This window comes from Gallibacterium genomosp. 1, assembly GCF_001678575.1.
Taxonomy (GTDB): Bacteria; Pseudomonadota; Gammaproteobacteria; order Enterobacterales; family Pasteurellaceae; genus Gallibacterium.
In genome coordinates, this window is sequence record NZ_JTJP01000026.1 from 57370 (window position 1) to 81104 (window position 23735).

Here is a 23735-nt window from a genome sequence, read left to right on the forward strand (position 1 = left end):
TTTTGTTTGCTTAAGGTGGAAAATAAGTTTTGTATTGATAGATTAATTTCAAACTAGCTATTGGTTTGGCAGTATTTTTTTCAATAGTATTTTTCTTAATAAACTTCCTAATAAATGTAGGAAGAATAATATAATAGATAATAGATAAAGTGGGGTGTTGCCAAATACTGCAAATGGCGTTTTCCCACTGACTTTATACATTTCTGTCGTCAGTGTGGTCGCTGTGAATTGCGGTGCTTGTTTGATTACTTTACCGAATGGATCGATAAACGCCGTCACGCCGGTATTAGTACTCCGAATTAGTGGTTTCCCTAATTCTAATGCACGCATTCTTGCCATTTGGAAATGTTGCCACGGGCCTATTGAAGTGCCGAACCAAGCATCATTGGAAATGGTTAACAGAAAATCAGTATTTTGTTGCAGACTCTTTTGTACTTCACTATCAAAAATGATTTCATAACAAATTGCGTTAGTGAAATTTGCCTGTTTTATTTGTAGTGGCGGTTGTTGTAATCCACCGGCAGACATACTGGAAAAAGGAATATTAATGATATTTTCAATAAATGGCAGAGGAATATATTCACCGAAAGGCACAAGATGATGTTTTAAATATCGTGATGTATGGTTAATGTCATAAGGCTGTTGTGGTGTTAGTGCAATTAATGAATTATATAAATGCTCACTACCGGTTGCTTGATAAATTGTACCTAATAAAATAGCACTATTAGATTGTTGTGATAAGCGCGACAGCATCTCAATATACGGTGTAAGCTGATTTTCTAATAATGGCAATACAGATTCAGGCAAAATAATAATATCGCTTTTTCCTAGATGAGGCATAATTAGATTCTGATAAATATCGAGTGATTGATAAATATAATCAGGATTCCATTTGTTTTGCTGTTCAATATTTCCTTGAACTAAGGTGATTGTAAGCGGTTTCTGTTGTGTATTTTGTTTGATAAAAGTAATTTTATTACTGTAATAACTAATAACCACTAAAATAATAACTAGAAAAGTTTGTGATGTTGCTAATAATAAATGGCGATCATTTTTGTTGCTTAGGCTGTGAATAATATTGAGTCCGAGCGCAGATAACCAGACTATGACGAACGTGATTCCCTGAACACCGAAGAAAGGAGCAATGCCAGCAAGAAAAGTATCGATCTGAGTATAACCGAATTGTAACCAAGGAAAACCGGTAAATAACCAACCTCGTAGAAATTCAGTAAAAGTCCAAAGAATAGCAACAATAATAGCTTGTTGTACCGCTAATTTTCGGATGAGCCAACTAAATAATAGCGGAAATAGGGATAAATATGCAGCTAAAACGACTACTAAACTATAAGCTGCGGTAATGGATAAACCGCCAAATTGATCTAAACTGATATTAATCCAATTTAAACCGAAGCTAAAATAACTCATCCCCCATAAAAAAGAGGATATTAATGCTAATTTAGTCGAAGGTGCATATTTAATAACGGCTAATAGTAAAAAAATAGAAATAAAAGCCAGCCAACTATAATTGAAAGGGGCATAAGCAAAAACACCGATAATGCCGGAAAAAACGGCAAGAATAGGATATAAATATTTTAACATTATAATAATCTCAATATCTTAATCTTATTTTGTTAAATTCAGAATAAAGAATGGCAGACTATAATGTAGTCTGCCATTTCAAGTTTAACATATTATATATTGCTATTTTCCTGATTATCTTGTTGCATTTTTTCTAATTGCTCATCAGGAATGATAACACGTAATTGAATAATGCGTCGGCTATCAGCAGAAGTGACTTTGAATTCAATATTATCTAGTGTGATGCTTTCACCTCTTGTTGGTAGGTAACCGAAAGCCTGCATAATGACACCACCGATAGTGTCAACTTCTTCACCGGTAAAATCAGTGCCGAAATATTGGTTAAAATCTTCAATATCGGTTAAAGCCTGCACTACATAGATATGTTTTGAAAGTTGACGAATATCTTCAATGTCCTCTTCATCAAATTCATCTTCGATATCTCCGACAATCTGTTCTAAAATATCTTCAATAGTAACCAATCCGGAAATTGAACCGAACTCATCTACTACAACTGCCATATGAAAACGCTCGGATCGAAATTCTTTCAACATTCTATCGACTCGTTTGCTTTCCGGAATAATAACTGCTGGACGAAGCACTTCGTGTACAGAAAAAGGTTGCGCATCCGGACGTAAATATTTCAATAGGTCTTTTGCCAACAATAGACCAATGACATTATCACGTTCATCTGCGATCACTGGAAAACGTGAGTGGGCAGATTCAATAATTACATCAAGACATTCAGACAAACTCTGTTGTGCATTAATAAAGACAATTTGTGAACGGGGGATCATAATATCTCGTACCCGTAATTCAGAAATTTCAATTACCCCTTCAATCATTTGTCGTGTTTCTTGATTGATGACCTCATTTTGTTCTGAATCACGAATTGCTTCTACCAGTTCTTCCCGATTCTTAGGATCTGCTGGGAAGAAGTTATTTAATAAAGATTGAAAGAAACCTTTTTTAGAATTACTTTCGTTTGAATTTATCGAATGCTCGTCACTCATAGTGATTTATTGATTACTCCTTTGCATAAAAACGTTGAAAAGCTATCACATTTACTCTGCTTTGACCAGCTCACAATAACTATTTTGTGAATTCTGTCAAGGTTTTAGCAAAACGTTCTAATCCTTCATCCAATTCAGACTGAGATATATTCAGCGCTGGTGCAAAACGAATGACATTCGGACCTGCGACCAACAACATTAGACCGAATTGATTGGCAATATGGCAAATATCCATTGCTTTCCCTTGATATTGTTCAACCAATTCTGCACCGATTAATAATCCTTCACCACGAATTTGTTTAAAAATCGGTGTTTGTTGGTTTAATTTTGCTAACTGTTGTTTGATAAATTCACCCTTTTCCTGAACTTTTTGCAAAAAGTTCAGATTACCTATAATTTCGATTACTTTATTACCAATAGCGCACGCTAAAGGATTCCCACCGAATGTTGTACCGTGTACACCCGGTTTGAAGCTAGTGGCGATTCTGTCCGTAGTCAACATTGCGCCGATAGGGAAGCCGTTTGCCAATGCTTTAGCACTGGTTAAAATATCAGGTACAACTCCGGATTGCATATAGGCGTAAAGGTATCCGGTTCTACCGATACCAGTTTGTACTTCATCAAAAATCAATAGTGCTTGATATTGATCACACAATTCACGCAATCCTTGTAAAAAGGCTTTATCAGCAGGAATAACACCGCTTTCACCTTGAATCGGTTCAATAATGATGGCACACGTATGATCGTCAATTACTGCTTTTACGGCTTCTAAATCGTTATAAGGAACGTGGATAATATCTGCCGGTTTAGGCCCGAAACCATCGGAATATTTTGCTTGTCCGCCTACGCTAACAGTAAAGAGAGTACGCCCGTGGAAGCTCTGTTTAAAAGAAATTATCTTACTTTTTTGATAACCAAAATGATCTACTGCATAACGACGTGCTAATTTCAATGCTGCCTCGTTAGCTTCTGCTCCTGAATTAACAAACATAACACGTTCAGCGAATGTTTTTGCAACTAAAGATTTTGCTAAGGCGAGGGTCGGCTCGCTGGTGAACCAGTTACTGGAGTGCCATAGAGTTGAGCCTTGTTGTTGTAATACTTCAATAAGTTCATCAGGACAGTGCCCCAATGCATTAACGGCAATGCCGCCGGTTAAATCAATATACTCTTTGCCTTGTTGATCCCAAACGCGACTTCCTTTCCCTTTAACCGGAATAAAATTTGCCGGAGTATAGTTCTGAACCATCACATAATTAAAATCGCTACGTCTAATTTGTTGTTGCATCATTTTCGCCTCAATCTGTTTTCTGAAAATAGAATGAACTCAGAATACGCTTAATTGAATATTTAATCAATTAAATTGCATAACAATTCATTAATTGGTGCCGCCGACAGTAATTTTTTCGATTTTCAATGCCGGTTGACCAACGCCGACCGGTACGCTTTGCCCCTGTTTGCCGCAAACGCCGATACCGTGATCAATCTCCAATTCATTCGCTACCATTGATACATTCTGCATCACTTCAATCCCACTGCCGATTAAGGTTGCGCCTTTAATCGGTTTGGTGATTTTCCCTTTTTCGATTAAATAGGCTTCTGAAGTGGAAAACACAAATTTGCCGGAAGTGATGTCGACTTGACCGCCACCGAAGTGTGGTGCGTAAACGCCATAATCGACCGATTGAATCAAATCATCAAACTGGTGTTCGCCCGGTAGCATATAGGTGTTGGTCATACGCGGCATCGGTAAATGGGCATAAGATTCGCGGCGGGCATTGCCGGTGGGTTTCATTCCCATTAAATGCGCATTCAATTTATCTTGCATATAACCTTGTAAAACGCCGTCTTTAATCAAAACATTGTATTGTCCCGGTACACCCTCATCATCAATCGTGAGTGAACCGCGGCGATCCGGCAAGGTGCCGTCATCAACAATGGTGCAGAGCGGAGAAGTGACTAATTCACCGATTTTGCCGCTGAACAATGATGATTTTTTACGATTAAAATCGCCTTCTAAACCGTGTCCGACTGCTTCGTGCAATAAAACTCCCGGCCAGCCGGCACCCAACACCACCGGCATCATTCCGGCAGGCGCGGCAATGGCATTAAGATTGACCAACGCTTGACGAACGGCTTGTTTTGCAAAATAAACGGCACGTTGTTCACCTTGATAATCTTCAAAAAACCAAGTTAATGCACGACGACCGCCTACTCCGGCGCTACCACGTTCCCGGCGACCGTCCTGTTCGGCTAAAACAGAAATGGATAAACGAATTAATGGACGAATATCCGCAGCCAGAGTGCCGTCGGTGGCGGCAATAAGCACCTCTTCATATAAGGTGGAAAGCGTGACGGATACGCGAGTGATTCGTGGATCTTCCGCACGCGCGCTGTTATCAATCAAATGCAACAGCGCAATTTTTTGCTCGCGCGATAGCGTATCCAAAGGGTTTATTGCGGCATAACGTAAAATTGGATCGACTGCGTTGAAACCTTGTTGTGGAAAAATGGCAGTAACGGGCGATTTATGCTGAGCAATGCCTTTTGCGGCAGAAGCACAATTGTGCAAGGCGTTCAAATTGATCACATCCGAATAGGCAAAACCGGTTTTTTCTGCGCTGATAGCACGTACGCCGACACCTTGATCGATATGAAATCCGCCCTCTTTGATAATGCCGTCTTCCAATGTCCAAACTTCATCCATTGAAGTCTGAAAGAACAGATCGGCAAAATCGATTTGACGATCGGAAAAAATATCAAAAATCGTTGGCAGTTGTGCTATGGAAAGTTGATTGGGTGCTAATAAAGAATCTGCTACTTGGTCTAATATCTTCATATTATATGATTAATGTGTAAAAAATTGCTCTAAAAAATGGTAAGCATTATATGCCGTTCATTCTGTAAATAACAATGTTTATACACCAAGAACAGCATAATCTGCCAGATATTGTAGCTGTAAACAGTGATGATCAACAGTTAATACAAAGGCGGCTGTATTAGGAATTGCCAAAGCGTGAGTAAATTGTCGGAAACGTTGCATATCTCGATTATTATTCACATCATAACCAAGAATTTTCCACGATAGTTGTGCTAGCCAGATACCGTGCGTAAAAAATAGACTATTATCAGGAAAAGTCGTAATTTGCCGGCAAAAATCATCAATTCTCCGACTAAAATCAAGAAAACTGTCGCATTGTGCAGCTTGTTTATCTTCCGGTTCGGCAGTGAGCCAATATTGCGCGGCAAGTTGTTGGCGTTGGGCTGTGGTAAGCGATTGAATCATTGCAAAATCGAGATAACTCAATTCGTTTAAGCAAGAGAGCTGTTGCAGCGGTAACTGATATTTTTGTACAAAAGGTTGTGCTGTTTGTTGGGTACGTAAAAATTGGGAACAGTATAGTGCAGAAGGTTGAATGTGCCACTGTTGGCAACGGTTTAAAGCCTGTTGTTGGCCGAGTTCAGTCAGAGGGATTTCTCGATCGGGCAGAGGCATTCCGCCCACATTGGCTTGGCTTTGTGCGTGGCGGAATAGATAAAACTGCCTCATTATGTTTCTCCTAAATGGTTGAAATCACGCCGTTCACGACGGTAGAGCATATTGAATTTGGAAGAGGTTTAACCTCTCCCAAAATAGGGCAATTCACCGTGTAATGAGTGATGCGTCGTTCTACAAATTTGAACATTATTACATCACAACAACATCAAACTGTTCTTGTGTATAGTAAGGTTCCATTTTGATTTGCACTTTCTTGCCAATGAAGACTTCCACTTCGGCAAGCAGGGCGTGTGTTTCTTCATTAATCAAATGTTCCGCCACTGCTCGAGAGGCATAAACCAAAAATTGTTCGCTTGAGTAGAGATGATGAACACGAATAATTTCACGCGCAATTTCATAGCAAATCGTTTCAACACTTTTTACGTGACCGCGTCCGTGGCAGTTTGGGCATTCTTCACATAAAACGTGTTCCAAACTTTCCCGTGTTCTTTTACGCGTCATTTCCACCAAACCTAATTGCGTAAAACCGTTAACTGTTGTTTTTACGCGATCTTTCGCTAAGGCATCACGTAAAGATTGTAATACCCGCTCTTGATGTTCCGCCAGCTGCATATCAATAAAATCAATGATAATAATGCCACCGAGATTACGTAATTGCAGTTGTTGGGCAATCGCTTGTGTCGCTTCAATGTTGGTATTAAAAATGGTTTCTTCCAGATTACGATGACCGACAAAACCACCGGTATTAATATCAATTGTGGTCATTGCTTCGGTCTGCTCAATAATCAGGTAACCGCCGGACTTGAGATTAACCCGTTTATTCAACGCCTTTTGGATGCTGTCTTCAACGTTATAAAGATCAAATAACGGTTGTGGACCGGTATAGACGGAGAGTGTATGGGTAAGATGAGGCAAGAATTCTTCAATAAATTCTTTAACTTCAAGGAAGATTAATTTTGAATCAATGCGGATGCTATCAATCGTCATCCCGACAAAATCACGAATAATGCGTTGTGCCAATGCCGGCTCGGTGTAAAGCATTGCCGGCGCGGTAGAGCGCACCTTGCGTTCCAACACTTTACGCCACAAACGCTTTAGAAAATCTTCATCCTGTTTAAGCTCTTCCAGAGAAACATTTTCTGCGGCAGTACGGATGATAAAACCGCCCAACTCATCGCAAAATGGTGTAACCAACTCTTTTAAACGAGCGCGCTCTTCTTCACTTTCAATGCGTTGTGATACGCCGACGTGGCTGTTTTCCGGCATAAAGACCAAATAACGGGAGGGAAGTGTAATATCTGTGGTTAATCTTGCACCTTTTGTTCCCAACGGATCTTTAACTACCTGCACAATAATATCTTGTCCTTCACGCACCAATTCCGCAATGTCTTTAACCACAAACTGCTTTTGTTCATTTTCATCGACACATTCAGTGTGAGACACGATATCGGAAGCGTGTAAAAAAGCCGCTTTTTCCAAACCGATATCAACGAAAGCAGATTGCATTCCGGGTAAAACTCGTGTTACCCGACCCTTATATATATTGCCAACAATTCCCCGTTTTGTTTCCCGTTCAATATGCACTTCACGCAAAATTCCCCCTGCAACCAGGGCAATCCTTGTTTCGTTCGGGGTAACATTGACCAATAATTCGACCTTGTTACCATTATCCATAATTTTTCCTAAAAAATTTTCATTTGTGCGCGTTAGTCTAACCAAATCAAAATTCAATTCCTAGAATATTTTAAATAATCATTACAAATCTTTGTTTCATATCATTTATAACGGGAAGTTTTTTGTTGCTGTTGAATTTGCAAATATTGAAACTTTAGGGAAGACGAGCATTGATGCAATGTGTTAAAAACGGTGATGAGAACCGATATTGCCGTTTGTCGAGGAAAATGCAAATGTTGTTTAATTTGACTGTAAATGAGGATTTATTCTGTTCATAATGAAAAGGTGCGGATGGAAACCGCACCTTATCTATTCTATATATTAATTTAATTCCGCACGTAATTTTTTGGTCACTTCAACCATTACTTCCAATTGCTGTACGGTTTCTGTCCAACCACGAGTTTTTAAGCCGCAGTCCGGGTTCACCCATAAACGCTCTTTTGGTACTACTTTCAAGGCTTTGCGTAGCAGATGTTCAATTTCTTCTGCTTTTGGTACGCGTGGGCTGTGAATATCGTACACACCTGGGCCAATATCGTTTGGATATTTGAAATCGGCGAATGCGTTTAACAACTCCATATCTGAACGTGAAGTTTCAATGGTGATCACGTCTGCATCAAGAGCGGCGATGGCTGGCAGAATGTCGTTAAACTCGGAATAACACATATGAGTGTGAATTTGTGTATCATCTTGCACGCCCATTGAGCTTAAACGGAATGCTTCGCCTGCCCATTGTAGATACGCGTCCCAATCGGCACGTTTGAGCGGTAAGCCTTCACGGATTGCCGGCTCATCAATTTGGATCACTTTAATGCCGGCTTTTTCTAAATCCAACACTTCATCAGAAAGTGCCACGCCAATTTGTTTACACACAGTGGCGCGTGGAATATCGTTTCGCACGAACGACCATTGTAAAATCGTAACCGGGCCGGTGAGCATTCCTTTCATCACTTTGTTGGTTAGGCTTTGTGCATATTGCGACCAACGAACTGTCATCGGCACAGGACGAACCACATCACCGTAAATAATTGGCGGCTTAACGCAACGTGAACCATAGCTTTGTACCCAACCGAATTTGGTGAAAGCGAATCCGTCTAATAATTCACCGAAGTATTCCACCATATCGTTACGTTCCGCTTCGCCGTGTACTAGCACGTCTAAATCTAGACGCTCTTGTTCCCGCACCACCAATTCAATCTCTTTTTTCATCGCCGCTTCGTAATCTTCAAGGCTTAATGCTCCTTTTTTAAATTGTGCACGAGCGTGGCGAATTTCACTGGTTTGTGGGAATGAACCGATCGTCGTAGTTGGTAACAAAGGTAAATTTAACCACGCATTTTGTTTGGCAATACGCTCAGCAAATGGCGATTTACGTTGATCTGCGCCTACCGGCAAATTGGCTAAACGTTCAGCCACTTCCGGACGATGAATTTCAGTGCTGTTGGCTCGCGCATCTGCAGCGGCTTGGCTAGCAGCTAATTCTGCTTGCACTGCGGCACGGCCTTGCTCAAGTGCAGTCTTAATTACCGATAATTCTTGCACTTTTTGAAGCGTGAATGCCAACCAGTTATAAAGCTCAGGTTTGTTTTCTTTTAATTGCACTTCCACCGATAAATCGTACGGACAATGTAATAAAGAGCAGCTTGGCGCAATCCATAAACGCTCACCCAATTTCGCTTTTAACGGCTCAAGCACGTCTAACACTTGGTTCAGATTGGCACGCCATACGTTGCGTCCGTCAATCACACCGGCTGAAAGTACTTTGTCATAATCGGCAAAGGCAGCCAGTTGCTCAGGCGCACGCACTAAATCGATGTGTAAGCCGTCCACAGGTAAGGATTTCAATAAGTTAGCGTGTTCTGCTACCGAACCAAAATAGGTCGCCAATAATAATTTTGCGTTTACTTTTTCGCTTAACTCAGCATAAACCGCTTGATACGCTGCAACCCACTCAGCAGGCAAATCTACCGCAAGGGCTGGCTCGTCAATTTGAATCCATTCCACGCCTTCTGCCGCTAACGCATTGAGAATTTCCACATAAACAGGCACGAGTTTGCTTAATAATTCAAAGCGATCAAAGGCTTCACCTTTTTCCTTACCTAAATGTAAGAACGTCAATGGGCCAACAATGGTCGGTTTCACATTTAAACCAAGGGCTTTTGCTTCACGAATTTGTTGCACATAATGGGCTGGGTTAGCTTTAAATTCGGTGTTTTTGTGGAATTCCGGTACTAAATAGTGATAGTTGGTATCAAACCATTTTGTCATCTCAATGGCGAATTGCTCTTTGTTACCACGCGCCAGTTGGAAATATTGATCAAGCGTTAATTGCTGGCTATCAAAACCGAAACGCGCTGGAATTGCTCCGGTTGCCACTTGCAGATCTAAAATATGATCATAAAAAGTGAAATCTGCCACTGCCACATAATCCGCATTGGCGGCGGCTTGGTGTTGCCAATTTTTTTCTCTTAATAATTTTGCAACGGTTAATAAATCCTGTTCAGATAACTCTTGTCGCCAATAACGTTCTTGAGCGAATTTTAGTTCACGCTTTGCGCCAACGCGAGGAAAACCTAAAAGGTGAAATGTTGTCATAATGCATCTCCTTATATTTTTATATTAAAATTGATCTGAATAGACGTCTAAACGTCTTTATGTGATGCAGAATAACGAAAAATTCTGTATGATGAAAGCTCATAATTTTCATATTTAAGATGAATTAAATTAATAAAGATGAAACCTACCTTTTTAGAATTACGACATTTAAAAACGTTATTGGCATTAAAGGAGACCGGCAGTGTGTCTTCAGCTGCGAAACGCATTTATTTAACGCAATCGGCACTTTCTCATCAATTAAAACTAATGGAAGAGCAGTTCGGCTTACCTTTATTTGAACGGAAAACATCGCCTATTCGCTTTACTGCCGCCGGAGAGCGTTTGATTCAGTTGGCAAATGAGGTGCTGCCGAAAGTGGTTATTGCGGAGCGTGATTTAGCGCGGGTTAAACAGGGGGAAGCAGGGGAGTTACGCATTGCAGTAGAGTGTCATACCTGTTTTGATTGGTTAATGCCGGCAATGGATCAGTTTCGACAACATTGGGGCTTGGTTGAATTGGATATTGTTTCCGGTTTCCAGACCGATCCGGTGGGATTATTGTTAACCAATCGTGCCGATTGGGCAGTGGTATCGGAAATGGAAGAAGACAGTGAAGTGATCCATCGTCCTTTGTTTGCTTATGAAATGGTGGGGATTTGTGCGAGAGATCACGAACTGGCAAGTAAAGAGGTTTGGCAAGCACAAGATTTTGTCGATCAAACGTTGATTACCTATCCGGTGCCGGATGATATGCTGGATTTATTGCGTAAGGTGCTGAAACCGGCAGGAATAAATCCGATTAGACGGACTACAGAGTTAACCATTGCAATGATACAATTGGTCGCCAGTAAACGAGGGATTGCGGCATTACCGTACTGGGCAGTATTACCTTATTTAGAAAAAGGGTATGTTGTGGCGAGAAAAATTACTGAAAAAGGTTTATATAGTAATTTATATGCGGCAATTCGAGAGGAAGATCGAAACGTTGCTTATATTGATGATTTTTATGAAACAGTGAAAAATCAATGTTTTGCAACTTTACCGGATTTGGTGGTTTTGGATTGAGGAAGAAAAATGTCTTTACAATTTAATGGGATAGCACTTTTTTTAGTCGCTTTAATTGCACTAGGCGTTATTGGACATAATAGTTCGGTCACTGTGGCGGCATCAGTCTTGTTATTAATGCAACAAACGCCATTAGCAAAGCATATTGTTTGGCTGGATAAATATGGTTTGACCATTGGTATTATTATCTTAACTATCGGGGTTTTAAGCCCTCTGGTATCCGGAAAAATCAGCTTGCCGGAATTAAAACAGTTATTGCATTGGAAAATGTTTTTATCTATTGCCGTAGGGATTTTGGTTGCTTGGTTAGGGGGTAGAGGCGTTTCCTTGATGAGCGGCTCGCCAACACTGGTAACCGGGTTATTGATTGGCACCATTTTGGGAGTTGCTTTTTTAGGTGGAGTGCCTGTCGGACCATTAATTGCTGCAGGAATTTTGTCGTTAATCATAGGGAAATCATAAAAAATAGGTGCAATATCGGATAAGAAAAATACAATTTAGCTAAAATTGTTGAAAATAGCACCGAACGAACATTTTCGTGAATTTTATGCTTGCAACCGTCGTAAACATCCGTATAATGCACCTCGTTCACTGATGCCTGGGTGGCGAAATTGGTAGACGCAGTTGATTCAAAATCAACCGCCTTCGGGTGTGCCGGTTCGAGTCCGGCCCTAGGCACCACTAAAAAGATTTCAAAAAAAGACCGCCGATAAAAAGGCGGTTTTTTGTTATCGCTGTATTTTCATTGTTCAACAATTATTCCTCGATAAAGGAGCGAACGATGATTACACTAATTTTTCTGCTTATTCTTGCAATTGGTTTTGGTTTAATTGCAGCACTGCTTATCGCTAATCATTGCCGCTCCTGTGCTCTTTTTATATATGTTGATGATTGGCTCTATTCTGTGGTTATCAGAAATCAAAATCTTCCTGGATGTGATAAATAAAAAAGAGATCTAACTATTTAGATCTCTTTATATAAGAATAATTGATAAATGAATAAATTATGCTTGATAGCGTTTGAACACTAATGTTGCGTTAGTTCCGCCGAAACCAAAACTGTTTGACATTACAGTCTGTAAGTTGGCATTACGGATGGTTTTAGTGATGATATTGCAACCTTCAGCACGTTCATCAAGTGTTTCAATATTAATGCTTGGCGCGATAAAGTTGTGTTCTAACATTAATAAAGTGTAGATAGCTTCGTGTACCCCTGCCGCACCTAAAGAGTGACCGGTCATTGATTTTGTTGAAGAAATTGCTGGCATTTTATCAGCAAAGACATTTTTGATTGCTTCAAGTTCTTTTACGTCACCAACTGGAGTTGAAGTGCCGTGTACGTTAAGATAGTCAATCGGTGTATCAACGGTTGCTAACGCTTGTTTCATACAACGTTCTGCACCCTCTCCGCTTGGTGCTACCATATCGTAACCATCGGATGTTGCGCCATAGCCTACGATTTCAGCATAAATTTTTGCACCGCGAGCCAATGCGTGTTCCAATTCTTCAACAACGACAATACCGCCGCCACCGGCAATAACGAAACCGTCACGGTTAGCGTCATAAGCACGAGAAGCCTTTTCCGGAGTATCGTTATATTTTGTTGAAACAGCACCCATTGCATCAAATTCACAGGCACATTCCCAAGATAACTCTTCCGCACCGCCGGCGAATACAACATCTTGTTTACCCAATTGGATTAATTCAACTGCGTGTCCGATACAATGAGCAGAGGTGGCACAGGCTGAGCTGATACTGTAATTAACGCCTTTGATTTTGAATGGCGTTGCTAAACAGGCGGATACACTTGATGCCATGGTACGCGTTACAGCATAAGGCCCGATAGCTTTGACGCCGCGAGGTGTACGCATTGCATCAGCGGCTACGATTTGATTGTGTGCGGAACCGGTACCGGCACCGACCACTAAACCGGTTCTTTCATTGGATACCATTTCTTCGCTTAATCCGGCGTCCGCAATCGCTTCTTTCATAGAAAGATAAGCATAAGCAGCGGCATTACCCATAAAACGCATTACTTTGCGATCAATATGTTCGCTTGGGGTGATTTTTACTGTGCCAGCAACGTGAGAACGCATCCCCACTTCAACAAATTCCGGCATAGTAGTAATACCTGATTTCCCTTCTAATAATGACGCCAACACTTCGTCTTTGTTATTTCCGATACTGGAAATAACGCCAAAACCAGTAATTACAGCTCTTTTCATTCGTTGTCCTTAATGTCGCTTTTGATATAAAAATTAAAAAATTGTTGGTTGTTATACTAGGAATTTCCTAGATTACAAGAAATTTTTGCAAAACCGCCAACAGATAAGACCATTTTAAAACGCTATTGAACAATTCAAACTGAGAATAGTGAATTTATTCGTATCCGACAGAGCGTTTAATTTGCCCACAAATTATCGGTGATAAAGTCAAATGTTTCAACCGATCGGGAGATTTTGGTGAAATCGAGCGCCCATTATAATATCATTAGCTACCTTGATAAAGGTTGTTATGGATTGTTATGTCTATTCAAAAAATCTCGTTTGCACAGATTGCTTTTGAAATGCAAACGCCGAAATCGGAACAATTTGGCGATATCTATTTTTCTGCTGAAGATGGATTAGAAGAGAGTCGTTATGTTTTTCAGCAGGGAAATGCCTTATGGCAGCGTTGGCAACAGCATTCCGCATCGCATTTTGTGATTGCAGAAACCGGATTTGGTACCGGTTTAAATTTTTTTGCGGTGTGTGATCTGTTTCATCAATTCAAAGCGCGTTTTCCACAATCACCGTTGAAACGTCTCTTTTTTATTAGCTTTGAGAAATATCCTCTTACCAAAACTGCATTGGAGCAGGCTTATCAGGCTTACCCTCAATTTGAATCATTGTTGCAACAACTCTTGTTGCATTGGCAGCAACCGATCTCCGGGTGTTATCGTTACCATTTTTCGTCAGACATCTATTTGGATCTGTGGTTTGGCGATTTGCTTGAGAATTTGCCACAGCTTGGCGATTATTATAATGAACGTGTCGATGCGTGGTTTTTAGACGGTTTTGCGCCAAGTAAAAATCCAACGATGTGGAGCGATTTTCTATTTCAACAAATGTATCGTTTAACGGCGGTTGGCGGTACATTTGCTACGTTTACCGCAGCTTCTTTAGTACGAAAAGGCTTGCTTGCAGCAGGTTTTCAAGTGGAAAAACGGAAAGGTTTCGGTCGAAAAAGAGAATGCCTACAAGGTGTGAAAACTACGGCGATAAAACAGGCGTTTGCGTTACCTTGGTATTTACCGAAAGCAGCCCAACAAAAGGATGAAGTAGCTATTATTGGTGGCGGTGTTGCCAGTGTTTGTTTAGCCTACTCTTTGTGGCAACGAGGATGCCGAGTCACAATCTATTGTCAGGATGATGATTTAGCCTTAAATGCTTCCGGTAATAAACAAGGAGCATTTTATCCGCAACTAAGCGATGATGATGAGCGTCATTGCCGTTTTTATGCCTATGCCTTTGCTTATGGGCAACAATTTTTGCGACAGCTAACGAACCAAGTCGATTTTGAATATCAGTGGTGTGATGTATTGTTATGCGGTTATCAAGCATCGGTGCTGAAAAAATTGCAGAAAATTGCCGATCGTGGTTTTCCGGAAAGCCTGTTTCAGTTACAGACTGCAGTGCAATTAAGTGAACGAGCCGGTGTTGAGATAAATTGTGACGGAGCAGTGATCCACGGTGCAGCTTGGTTGAATCCACGACAAATGGTGCAGAATACGGCACAATTTTTGCAACGGAAAGGCGTTAAAATTGTGACAAAAACAGCTATTGATTGTTTGCAATATGATCAAGGGAAATGGACATTGTTCAGCGGCGAACAGCAGTTCGAACATCCAACGGTGGTGATTGCCAATGGGCATAAATTAAATTGTTTTTCACAAACGGAAGAGTTGCCGACCTACTCAGTGCGTGGGCAAGTGAGTCAAATCCCGACTTCACCTCATTTACAACGGCTCAAAGCAATATTATGTTATGACGGTTATTTAACGCCGGTGGATACGGCTAAACAATTCCACTGTTTAGGTGCAAGCCATATCCGAAATTGCGAAACACGCGATTTTAGTGAACAGGAACAGCGTGAAAATCAGCAAAAAATTCAACAAAATTTAGCACCGGTATCTTGGGTGGAAGAGATTGATGTCAGTGCGAATTTAGCACGAACCGGCGTGCGTTGTAGTGTTCGCGACCGGCTGCCGATTTGTGGCAATGTGGGTGATTTTGCGCAGCAAACGCAAGATTATCACAATATTTTTAATTTACGTCGTCGCCGTCAAACCATAGCAACCGCGGCATATTATCCGAATTTATATCTGTTCGGGGCATTGGGTTCAAGAGGCTTGACTTCTGCACCATTATTGGCAGAAACCTTAGCTTCCCTAATTTATGGTGAACCGTTGCCACTGGGGCAAGATATTTTAACGGAATTGGCACCGAATCGTTTTTGGTTACGAAAATGGCTTAAAGGCACACCGGTAGTGAGCAGAACGAAAAAATAGAGATTGGATTTATAACCATTTTAAGAAGGCAGGAATGAAACTATATAGTAAAAATCAACGAGTATTGGATCTTTCCCAAGCGCAAGTGATGGGAATTCTTAATGTAACGCCGGACTCATTTTCTGATAGCGGTAAATTTTTTTCATTGGATAAAGCGTTATATCACGCCGAAGAGATGCTAAAACAAGGTGCGAGCATTATTGATGTTGGTGGTGAATCGACACGATCAATGGCGGAAGAGGTAACGTTGCAGCAAGAATTGGATCGGGTGATTCCTGTGGTTGAAGCGATTAGACAGCGTTTTGATTGTTGGATTTCAGTGGATACCTCAAAAGCGGAAGTAATGAAAGCCGCCGCGGATGTCGGAATGGACTTAATTAATGATATTCGCGCATTAACAGAAGAGAATGCTTTACAAACAGCAGCAGAATTGGATTTGCCGGTCTGCTTAATGCATATGCAGGGACAACCGAAAACAATGCAAGCTAACCCTGAATATCAGAATGTGGTGGAAGAGGTGCTGGCGTGGTTGTTACAACGGGCAGCGATTTGTGAGCAGGCAGGTGTGCGAAAAGAAAATATTATTTTGGATATCGGCTTCGGTTTCGGTAAAACTTTGCAGCACAATTACCAATTATTGAATCATTTAGAGCAATTTGTTGCCACCGGTTATCCGTTATTAATCGGCTTGTCACGAAAATCGATGATCGGTAATTTGTTGCAGAAAGATGTCAATCATCGCTTAGTAGGCAGTGTTGCCGGTGCGTTGATTTCAGTAATGAAAGGAGCGCATATTGTCAGAGTGCACGATGTTGAAGCGACAGTTGATGCGTTAAAAGTATGGCAGGCGACAAAAGCGGCAATTTAATTAAACAAATTTTTAGGTAGGCATACTGATTAATGCGTAATTTGGAGTAGAATGGCGACATTTTACTGTTTGAACAAACTAAATAAGGAATAAAAATGGCAGAACGTAAATATTTTGGTACTGATGGTGTGCGTGGACGTGTTGGTACTTATCCGATTACACCGGAATTTGCATTGAAATTGGGATGGGCAGCCGGAAAAGTGTTGGCAACGCAAGGTTCAAGAAAAGTGTTGATTGGTAAAGATACTCGTATTTCCGGTTATATGTTGGAATCGGCATTGGAAGCTGGTTTGGCAGCCGCAGGATTGTCAGCGGCATTTGTTGGTCCAATGCCGACACCGGCAATCGCCTATTTAACTAGAACTTTCCGTGCGGAAGCCGGCATTGTGATTTCTGCATCACACAACCCTTATTATGATAATGGGATTAAATTTTTCTCTGCACACGGTACTAAATTGCCGGATGATATTGAATTAGCGATTGAGGAACTGTTGGAACAACCAATGACCTGTGTTGAATCTGCGGAATTGGGTAAAGCCAGTCGTATCAATGATGCTGCCGGTCGTTATATCGAATTTTGTAAAAGCACATTCCCGGCGCATTTAAGTTTGGAAGGGTTAAAAATTGTGGTGGATTGTGCCAATGGTGCCACTTACCACATTGCACCGAATGTTATGCGTGAGCTTGGCGCAACCGTAATTGAAATCGGCACCAAACCGGACGGTATGAATATCAATGAACGTTGTGGTGCAACGGATGTGCGTGCATTGCAGGAAGTGGTTGTACAAAGCAAAGCGGATGTCGGCTTAGCTTATGACGGTGATGGTGATCGTATTATGATGGTTGATCATTTAGGCAATAAAGTGGATGGTGACCAAATTCTTTTCATCATTGCTCGTGAAGCTTTGCGTTCCGGTAAACTCTCCGGCGGTGTTGTCGGCACTTTAATGAGCAATATGAGCTTAGAATTGGCATTAAAAATGTTAGGTATTCCGTTTGTTCGAGCCAAAGTGGGCGATCGTTATGTATTGGAACAGATGCAGGAACGCGGCTGGAAATTAGGTGGCGAAAATTCTGGACACATTATTATTTCTGAGAAAAACACAACCGGTGATGGTATTGTTGCTTCATTGGAAGTATTGGCAGCAATGGTCAATCACGGTTTATCATTGAATGAGTTGGCTAGTGGGGTACAGTTATTCCCACAAGTGTTAATCAATGTTCGTTTTGAAGCGGGAAGTAATCCTTTGGAAAACGAAGCCGTAAAACAAGCTGCTGCAGAAGTTGAACAAAAATTACACGGCAAGGGGCGCGTGTTATTGCGTAAATCCGGCACAGAACCTGTTATTCGTGTGATGGTTGAATGTGAAGATCAAGAGTTGGCTCAACAGTATGCAGAGGAAATTGCGGCAATTGTGAAGAAAAATTAATTTAAATAAATGCAAAATGTGCTTTTATTCGGTAGAATTAAAGGCGTTTTTTATCGTTTTAACGTAAATTTAATTTAAAGGATAGGGTTTATGAAATTGACAAAATTACTCGTGCCTGCTGCGTTATCGATTGCACTGGCTGCTTGTGGAAACTTAAGTAAAGTCAGTGATGAGGGGACTACGGATAAACCGGTATGGCCAAAAATTGAAGAAAGCTTATTCAATAGTAACGGTTCTCAAAAAGGAACTTGGCCAAATTGGGATAATGTTCATATGATTGAAAAAGGAATGAACAAAGATCAGATTTATTACTTGATTGGTCGTCCTCATTTTGCTGAAGGGCTTTTCGGTGTACACGAATGGGATTATGTATTTAATTATCGTGAAAATGGTGTGCATAAAATTTGTCAATATAAAATCTTGTTTGATAAAAATATGGAAGCACAATCTTTCTTCTGGTTACCGGAAGGTTGTGGTGATCGTACCGAGTATCAGCTTTCAAGTGATTTCCTATTTGACTTCGATTCAGCCAACTTAAAACCGGAAAGTCAAAAAGTAATTGAAGATTTAGTCAATAAATTGTCTAAAAATAAACAGATTTGGATCACTGGTTATACGGATCGTTTAGGTTCAGAGTCTTATAATTTAGCTCTTTCTCAACGTCGTGCCGTGGCAGTGAAAAATGCGATGGTCGCGTTAGGTATTCCGGCTTCTCATATTCAGGCGAGCGGAATGGGCAAGGCAGATCAGGTTAAAGCGTGTGAGAATGAAACCGGCGCAGAATTGCGTCAATGTTTAGCCCCAAATCGCCGTGTCGTGATTTCAACTAACTAATTGTTCTTCTCTATTTGATAAAGGCTTGTTAAAAACATTAATAAGCCTTTTTCTTTTCAATTTATTTTTAGTAGTGCTAAGTGTAAAATAAGTCACTTATCTCAAGCTATAATAACCACTAATCAAATGGCTTTTTATATGAGTTAATCTTTTTCTGTTGAGATTAAATCTTACAAAGAAGGCATAAAGGATATTTCAAATATGACATCAGAATCTAGTGTAAGAACAGACGATAATTTTAATCTTATTGTATTATTTCAATATTATTGGCGCAAAAAATGGTGGATTTTGTTATCTACTTTATTGTTTACTTTTGTTTCTTATCTTTATGTAAATACAATTAAACCGGAGTGGAGTAGTAGTGCTGAAGCAGTGCCGGCAAGTAATGGTTCTATTGAGGCATTGCTAGATTTGCAGCAACGTTATAGCTTAATTAGTAATGAGCCTTTTTCTATGCAGGGTATTTCAAGTTCTTTGTTTAATCAGTTCGTTAATAATATTTCGATTATTGATGCTCGTAAACAATATTTTTTGGAATCTCCCCTTTATCAACGACTCAGTGTAAATCAAAGCGACGCGCAGAAGCAAGCTCTTTTGAATAGATTAATTAAAAGTATTTCAGTAATTACACCAGATATGACTAAAAAAGGAAATAATATTACTGTAATTACGGCAGAAAATAGGGCTTTAGCAGATATTCCATCCGTTAAAATTAGTTTTATTGATAATGATGAGCAGCTATTGCAATCAACATTGGATGGCTTTGTAAAATATGTCAATCGTATTACTTATCAACAAGAAATTGAAAATTTATTAATTCAAATTAAACAGAAAATTAAGGCTTTAAAATACCAACAACAGCAAATTACTGATCAGTTAATGTTGGAAAAACAGACTTATTTGCAATATCTACAGACTGCTTATAATGTTACTGCATTAGTAGAGAAAAATAAGGGAAATAATATTAATATCAATGTTAATATTGATTTGGCGAAAAATATAACACAATTAGATAATCCTTATCTGTATTTATTAGGACGAGAAAATTTAGCTGCACAAATTGAAGCAATACAGCAGCAAAATATTATTTATCCTATTTCTTATTATCAAGCAAAAACACAGATAGCAGAGTTGGTAAAATTGGTAGATGAAACTGATAAATTGAAAATAAATATTTTTCAATATAAAAATCCTCCAAGTTTTCCGGTTAAAATTAAACCACAAAAAAGTTTAATTTTGGCAATTGGCGTGTTGTTTGGATTTATATTATCGTGTTTAATTTTACTATTTATTAAAGTATTAAAGAAAGATTAATATGTCGAATGCAATTGGAGATAAACTACTGAAAAATACATTGATTTATAGTATTGGTAGTTTTGGTTCAAAAATTTTGTCATTTCTGTTATTGCCGCTGTTTTCACTCTATTTAACGACAGTGGAAATGGGGCAATATGATTTGATTTTAACATTTGTTTTATTGGTTACCCCATTAATAACATTGCAATTATCTGATGCAATTTATCGTTGGTTGATTGCGACAGATAAAACAAGCAGTGCCGAACAGGTCATTATAACGGCATTAAGTTTATTCCTCGTTGCAACGATCATTACATTTATTGTTGTGGGAATTGTTGTCTATTTTGAACCACAACCTTATGTATTGGAAACAATGTTATTTCTTTTCTTTTCTGCACTTTTTTTTATTTTACAACAAGTATTACGCGGATTGGGATTAACACAAAAATTTGCACTAATTGGAATTTTATATTCGTTATTGCTGTTATTGTTTTCATTAGTATTTTTATGGGTATGCAATAACAAATTGCAAGCTGTATTATTAGCAATGATTGTAGCGAATATTGTTGTGAATATTATTATTTTATGGCGTTGGAAAATTTACCATTATTTATCAGGAAAATATATTGATAAAAAATTAATTATACCGATGTTAAGTTATTCTTTGCCATTAGTTCCCAATGCAGTGAGCTGGTGGTTAATGACGATGGCAAATAAGTATATTATTTTCCAACAGTTAAATACAGCAGCAAACGGTATTTATGCGGTTTCATCACGATTGCCTAGCATTTTAATGATTATTTTTTCACTCTTTTTATTAGCGTGGCAAGATGTTATCTTAAAAGATGATAAAGCGGATTATCGTGAGATAACAACAAATACATTTTCACAATTATCCAAATTTATGTTCTCGATAGGTTTAATTTTTATCAGCATTAGTGAACCATTAATTCATTATCTTTTTTCATCCCAATTTTATGAAGCGTGGCAATATATGCCGATTTTGGTGTTAGCAACGATATTCACTTCATTCTGCGCCTTTTTAGGCACGGCATATCAACAGAAAAAAAATACATTAAAAATATTAATAACGACAATTATTGGTGCGGTTGTTAATATTATGATTAGCTATTTCTTAATTGAATATATTGGGTTATTTGCAGCAGCATTGGGAACGTTATTAAGTTTTATTTTGGTATTTGTTATTCGTCAGCAGGATGTAAAAAGTTTTTATCCTGTAGTTTTAACAATAAAGTCTTTCTGGATGCCGCTTATTTTAAGTTTAGGCTATTGTTATCTTGTTAGGTTAAATCAGGTTTATATTAATTGGAGTTTGTTTGTAATTGCATTAATTATTTCTCTATTTTTAAATCAGCAATTACTTAGCAAAATCGTACAGAAATTAAAAGAGAGAGTTTTATGATTAATCCAAATAGAAAGCAGTTATCTCGTTTAAGTGAAATTATTTATGATCGTCTTGATCCATTAATTGATGGAGATTATGTATTATTAGACATTCCGGATCATCAAAATATTGGTGATCAAGCAATTTGGGCAGGTGAATTGGCGTATTTATCTCGACTTCCACATAAACTCAAATATTCAGCGCCTTATTACAATGTCGATATGAAGAAAATCGATAAGAGTGATATTATTTTATTTCATGGTGGTGGTAATTTCGGTGATGTGTGGGAAGTGTGTCAAAAATTAAGAGAAAATATTACTTCTCATTGCAGAGAAAATAAAATTATTGTTTTTCCACAAACAGTTTATTTCCAATCACAACAAAATTTGGAAAAGAGTGCTGAAATTTTTAATGCACACGGTAATGTAACTATTTGTGCTAGAGATCAAATTTCTTATGGTATTTTGAATAAATATTTTACAAAGTGTCAGATCTTACTGCTGCCTGATATGGCATTTTGTTTAAATTTGGATAATTTTATTCAAGAAGAAAAAAGTGGAAAAACATTATTTGTAAAACGTACAGATAAAGAATTAAATATAGAGGTAGATTATCACGAAGTAACCGAAGTGGAAAATGTTACTGTATCTGACTGGCCAAGTTTTGAAAAAGAATTTAAACAACTGATTAAATATAATCCTAATTTTTCTTCTTTTAGTTTTAGAGAGTTTTTATTTAAAGTTGCTAATCATATGCCGATATTTATGCCGTTGTATTGCCAGCCGATTGAAAAAATAGAAAATCGTCGAGAATTTTATATGGAATTAGGAATTAATTTTCTGAATTATTACGATACTATTTATACTACACGTCTTCATTGTTTTATTTTGGGTATTCTTTTAGGGAAAACAGTTTATATTTATGATAATTCTTATGGTAAGAATGCCTCATTCTACCAAACGTGGTTACAAGATTTTGAACAATGTTATTTATTGAATGAGTCAAAATAATGAAAAATGAAGCTTTAGTTTCAGTTATTATTCCCTGTTATAATGCTGAAAAATATATTGAAGCGGCGCTAATGTCGATTTTGCAACAGAGCTACCACCATTTAGAAGTTATTGTTATAAATGACGGTTCTACTGATAAATCAGAGGAAATTCTATCTCAATTTGCTCAGCAGGATTTACGAGTTCGTTATATTGAAAATGAAAAAAATCTAGGCTTAATTGCAACCTTAAATAAAGGTATCCAGTTAGCACAAGGGAAATATATTGCGCGAATGGATGCTGATGATATAGCTTTGCCGGATCGTATTGAAAAACAGGTAGATTTTTTATCAATTCACCCGAATATTGCCGTATTAGGTGGTGCAATGAAAACATTTGGTGAAAATGTTCAATCTGAAATTTTAGCATTACCAACAGAAGATAATGAAATAAAAGCTTATTTATTTTTAGCTTCAGCTTTTAATCATCCGACAGTGATGTTTAATTTATCTGTATTGGATCGTGATGATATTTTTTATCAACAGCAATATTATCGTGCAGAAGATTATGGTCTATGGATACATTTATTGGCGAAAGGATATCAATTTGCTAATTTAAAAGATGTGGTATTGAATTATCGCATATTGGAAAATAGTGAAACACGTCTATCAGCAAAAAATCTTGAGCAGCGTAATCAGATAATATCAAAGATTCACTATTATTTATTGACTCATCTTAAATTATCATTAACGGATAATGAAATATTACAATATTCTTTGTCTACAAATAGAGCTAATATTGCGCAATTAAATTTAATGATGCTATGTCATATTTATCGCAAGATCAGTAGGACAGTGAGTTATCCAGTGGGTAAATTATTATTTACCCGATGGATCAAACTTTTAGGTTTAAAATGGATGAGAAAATAGGTATAACTAAGT

General features: G+C 38.6%; 19 protein-coding genes and 1 tRNA gene. 12 read left to right on the plus strand and 8 right to left on the minus strand.

The window, feature by feature from the left end; genetic code table 11:
* Positions 1–57: 57 nt before the first annotated feature.
* From lnt to metE, 7 genes are all read right to left on the minus strand, one after another.
* Positions 58–1599: an apolipoprotein N-acyltransferase gene (gene lnt, locus QV04_RS05750; protein ID WP_065233298.1), complete on the minus strand. Its 1542-nt coding sequence runs from the start codon at positions 1597–1599 to the stop codon at positions 58–60.
* Between the two features lie 92 nt (positions 1600–1691).
* Positions 1692–2591, minus strand: coding sequence for a CNNM family magnesium/cobalt transport protein CorC (gene corC / locus QV04_RS05755; RefSeq protein ID WP_065233299.1), 900 nt, complete (start codon positions 2589–2591; stop codon positions 1692–1694).
* A 79-nt stretch (positions 2592–2670) separates the two neighbouring features.
* Positions 2671–3879: an aspartate aminotransferase family protein gene (locus tag QV04_RS05760; RefSeq protein ID WP_065233300.1), complete on the minus strand. Its 1209-nt coding sequence runs from the start codon at positions 3877–3879 to the stop codon at positions 2671–2673.
* 90 nt (positions 3880–3969) lie between these two features.
* On the minus strand, positions 3970–5430 hold the full coding sequence (gene tldD, locus QV04_RS05765) for a metalloprotease TldD (RefSeq protein ID WP_082985574.1): 1461 nt from the start codon (positions 5428–5430) through the stop codon (positions 3970–3972).
* Between the two features lie 78 nt (positions 5431–5508).
* A complete protein-coding gene (locus tag QV04_RS05770; RefSeq protein ID WP_065233301.1) occupies positions 5509–6141 on the minus strand; it encodes a histidine phosphatase family protein in 633 nt (210 codons plus the stop codon).
* 138 nt (positions 6142–6279) lie between these two features.
* Positions 6280–7764, minus strand: a complete 1485-nt coding sequence (rng, locus tag QV04_RS05775; RefSeq protein ID WP_018347276.1) for a ribonuclease G — start codon at positions 7762–7764, stop codon at positions 6280–6282.
* 321 nt (positions 7765–8085) lie between these two features.
* Positions 8086–10359: a 5-methyltetrahydropteroyltriglutamate--homocysteine S-methyltransferase gene (gene metE, locus QV04_RS05780; RefSeq protein ID WP_065233302.1), complete on the minus strand. Its 2274-nt coding sequence runs from the start codon at positions 10357–10359 to the stop codon at positions 8086–8088.
* 138 nt (positions 10360–10497) lie between these two features.
* Here metE and QV04_RS05785 point away from each other — a divergent pair, with 138 nt between their 5' ends.
* From QV04_RS05785 to QV04_RS11630, 4 genes are all read left to right on the plus strand, one after another.
* The gene (locus QV04_RS05785) at positions 10498–11424 is read left to right on the plus strand and encodes a LysR family transcriptional regulator (RefSeq protein ID WP_065233303.1); all 927 of its coding nucleotides are present in this window, start codon (positions 10498–10500) and stop codon (positions 11422–11424) included.
* 9 nt (positions 11425–11433) lie between these two features.
* Positions 11434–11886 (plus strand): DUF441 domain-containing protein, encoded by a 453-nt coding sequence (locus tag QV04_RS05790; protein ID WP_013745207.1) that lies wholly within the window; start codon positions 11434–11436, stop codon positions 11884–11886.
* Positions 11887–12020: 134 nt separating this feature from the next.
* Positions 12021–12105: transfer RNA gene (locus tag QV04_RS05795), tRNA-Leu, on the plus strand.
* A gap of 100 nt (positions 12106–12205) precedes the next feature.
* On the plus strand, positions 12206–12370 hold the full coding sequence (locus QV04_RS11630) for a hypothetical protein (protein WP_018345797.1): 165 nt from the start codon (positions 12206–12208) through the stop codon (positions 12368–12370).
* Positions 12371–12427: 57 nt separating this feature from the next.
* Here the strand turns inward: QV04_RS11630 and fabB are convergent, their stop codons facing one another.
* Positions 12428–13648: a beta-ketoacyl-ACP synthase I gene (gene fabB, locus QV04_RS05800; protein ID WP_039080818.1), complete on the minus strand. Its 1221-nt coding sequence runs from the start codon at positions 13646–13648 to the stop codon at positions 12428–12430.
* A 299-nt stretch (positions 13649–13947) separates the two neighbouring features.
* On the opposite strand from fabB, the gene mnmC reads away from it, so the two are divergent.
* From mnmC to QV04_RS05840, 8 genes are all read left to right on the plus strand, one after another.
* On the plus strand, positions 13948–15972 hold the full coding sequence (gene mnmC / locus QV04_RS05805) for a bifunctional tRNA (5-methylaminomethyl-2-thiouridine)(34)-methyltransferase MnmD/FAD-dependent 5-carboxymethylaminomethyl-2-thiouridine(34) oxidoreductase MnmC (RefSeq protein ID WP_065233304.1): 2025 nt from the start codon (positions 13948–13950) through the stop codon (positions 15970–15972).
* Between the two features lie 34 nt (positions 15973–16006).
* Positions 16007–16840 (plus strand): dihydropteroate synthase, encoded by an 834-nt coding sequence (gene folP / locus QV04_RS05810; protein WP_065232684.1) that lies wholly within the window; start codon positions 16007–16009, stop codon positions 16838–16840.
* Positions 16841–16935: 95 nt separating this feature from the next.
* The gene (glmM, locus tag QV04_RS05815) at positions 16936–18270 is read left to right on the plus strand and encodes a phosphoglucosamine mutase (protein ID WP_065231126.1); all 1335 of its coding nucleotides are present in this window, start codon (positions 16936–16938) and stop codon (positions 18268–18270) included.
* A 90-nt stretch (positions 18271–18360) separates the two neighbouring features.
* Complete coding sequence (locus tag QV04_RS05820) at positions 18361–19104, plus strand: OmpA family protein (protein WP_065231127.1); 744 nt, start codon at positions 18361–18363, stop codon at positions 19102–19104.
* A 201-nt stretch (positions 19105–19305) separates the two neighbouring features.
* Positions 19306–20418 (plus strand): LPS O-antigen chain length determinant protein WzzB, encoded by a 1113-nt coding sequence (locus QV04_RS05825; protein ID WP_065231128.1) that lies wholly within the window; start codon positions 19306–19308, stop codon positions 20416–20418.
* Position 20419: 1 nt separating this feature from the next.
* Entirely contained in the window at positions 20420–21823 is a 1404-nt protein-coding gene (locus QV04_RS05830) for a lipopolysaccharide biosynthesis protein (RefSeq protein WP_065231129.1), read from the plus strand.
* Complete coding sequence (locus tag QV04_RS05835) at positions 21820–22815, plus strand: polysaccharide pyruvyl transferase family protein (protein WP_065231130.1); 996 nt, start codon at positions 21820–21822, stop codon at positions 22813–22815. The genes QV04_RS05830 and QV04_RS05835 overlap by 4 nt, the downstream gene beginning before the upstream one ends.
* Positions 22815–23723, plus strand: coding sequence for a glycosyltransferase family 2 protein (locus QV04_RS05840; protein WP_065231131.1), 909 nt, complete (start codon positions 22815–22817; stop codon positions 23721–23723). The genes QV04_RS05835 and QV04_RS05840 overlap by 1 nt, the downstream gene beginning before the upstream one ends.
* Positions 23724–23735: the final 12 nt, after the last annotated feature.

Bases quoted from the DNA above. Each gene is read 5' to 3' on its own strand.
- QV04_RS05820 (WP_065231127.1), top strand. From the start codon at position 18,361: ATGAAATTGACAAAATTACTCGTGCCTGCTGCGTTATCGATTGCACTG.
- QV04_RS05840 (WP_065231131.1), top strand. From the start codon at position 22,815: ATGAAAAATGAAGCTTTAGTTTCAGTTATTATTCCCTGTTATAATGCT.
- QV04_RS05790 (WP_013745207.1), top strand. From the start codon at position 11,434: ATGTCTTTACAATTTAATGGGATAGCACTTTTTTTAGTCGCTTTAATT.
- QV04_RS05835 (WP_065231130.1), top strand. From the start codon at position 21,820: ATGATTAATCCAAATAGAAAGCAGTTATCTCGTTTAAGTGAAATTATT.
- tldD (WP_082985574.1), bottom strand. From the start codon at position 5,430: ATGAAGATATTAGACCAAGTAGCAGATTCTTTATTAGCACCCAATCAA.
- metE (WP_065233302.1), bottom strand. From the start codon at position 10,359: ATGACAACATTTCACCTTTTAGGTTTTCCTCGCGTTGGCGCAAAGCGT.
- QV04_RS11630 (WP_018345797.1), top strand. From the start codon at position 12,206: ATGATTACACTAATTTTTCTGCTTATTCTTGCAATTGGTTTTGGTTTA.
- corC (WP_065233299.1), bottom strand. From the start codon at position 2,591: ATGAGTGACGAGCATTCGATAAATTCAAACGAAAGTAATTCTAAAAAA.
- fabB (WP_039080818.1), bottom strand. From the start codon at position 13,648: ATGAAAAGAGCTGTAATTACTGGTTTTGGCGTTATTTCCAGTATCGGA.
- QV04_RS05760 (WP_065233300.1), bottom strand. From the start codon at position 3,879: ATGCAACAACAAATTAGACGTAGCGATTTTAATTATGTGATGGTTCAG.
- glmM (WP_065231126.1), top strand. From the start codon at position 16,936: ATGGCAGAACGTAAATATTTTGGTACTGATGGTGTGCGTGGACGTGTT.
- mnmC (WP_065233304.1), top strand. From the start codon at position 13,948: ATGTCTATTCAAAAAATCTCGTTTGCACAGATTGCTTTTGAAATGCAA.
- QV04_RS05825 (WP_065231128.1), top strand. From the start codon at position 19,306: ATGACATCAGAATCTAGTGTAAGAACAGACGATAATTTTAATCTTATT.
- folP (WP_065232684.1), top strand. From the start codon at position 16,007: ATGAAACTATATAGTAAAAATCAACGAGTATTGGATCTTTCCCAAGCG.
- QV04_RS05770 (WP_065233301.1), bottom strand. From the start codon at position 6,141: ATGAGGCAGTTTTATCTATTCCGCCACGCACAAAGCCAAGCCAATGTG.
- lnt (WP_065233298.1), bottom strand. From the start codon at position 1,599: ATGTTAAAATATTTATATCCTATTCTTGCCGTTTTTTCCGGCATTATC.
- QV04_RS05785 (WP_065233303.1), top strand. From the start codon at position 10,498: ATGAAACCTACCTTTTTAGAATTACGACATTTAAAAACGTTATTGGCA.
- QV04_RS05830 (WP_065231129.1), top strand. From the start codon at position 20,420: ATGTCGAATGCAATTGGAGATAAACTACTGAAAAATACATTGATTTAT.
- rng (WP_018347276.1), bottom strand. From the start codon at position 7,764: ATGGATAATGGTAACAAGGTCGAATTATTGGTCAATGTTACCCCGAAC.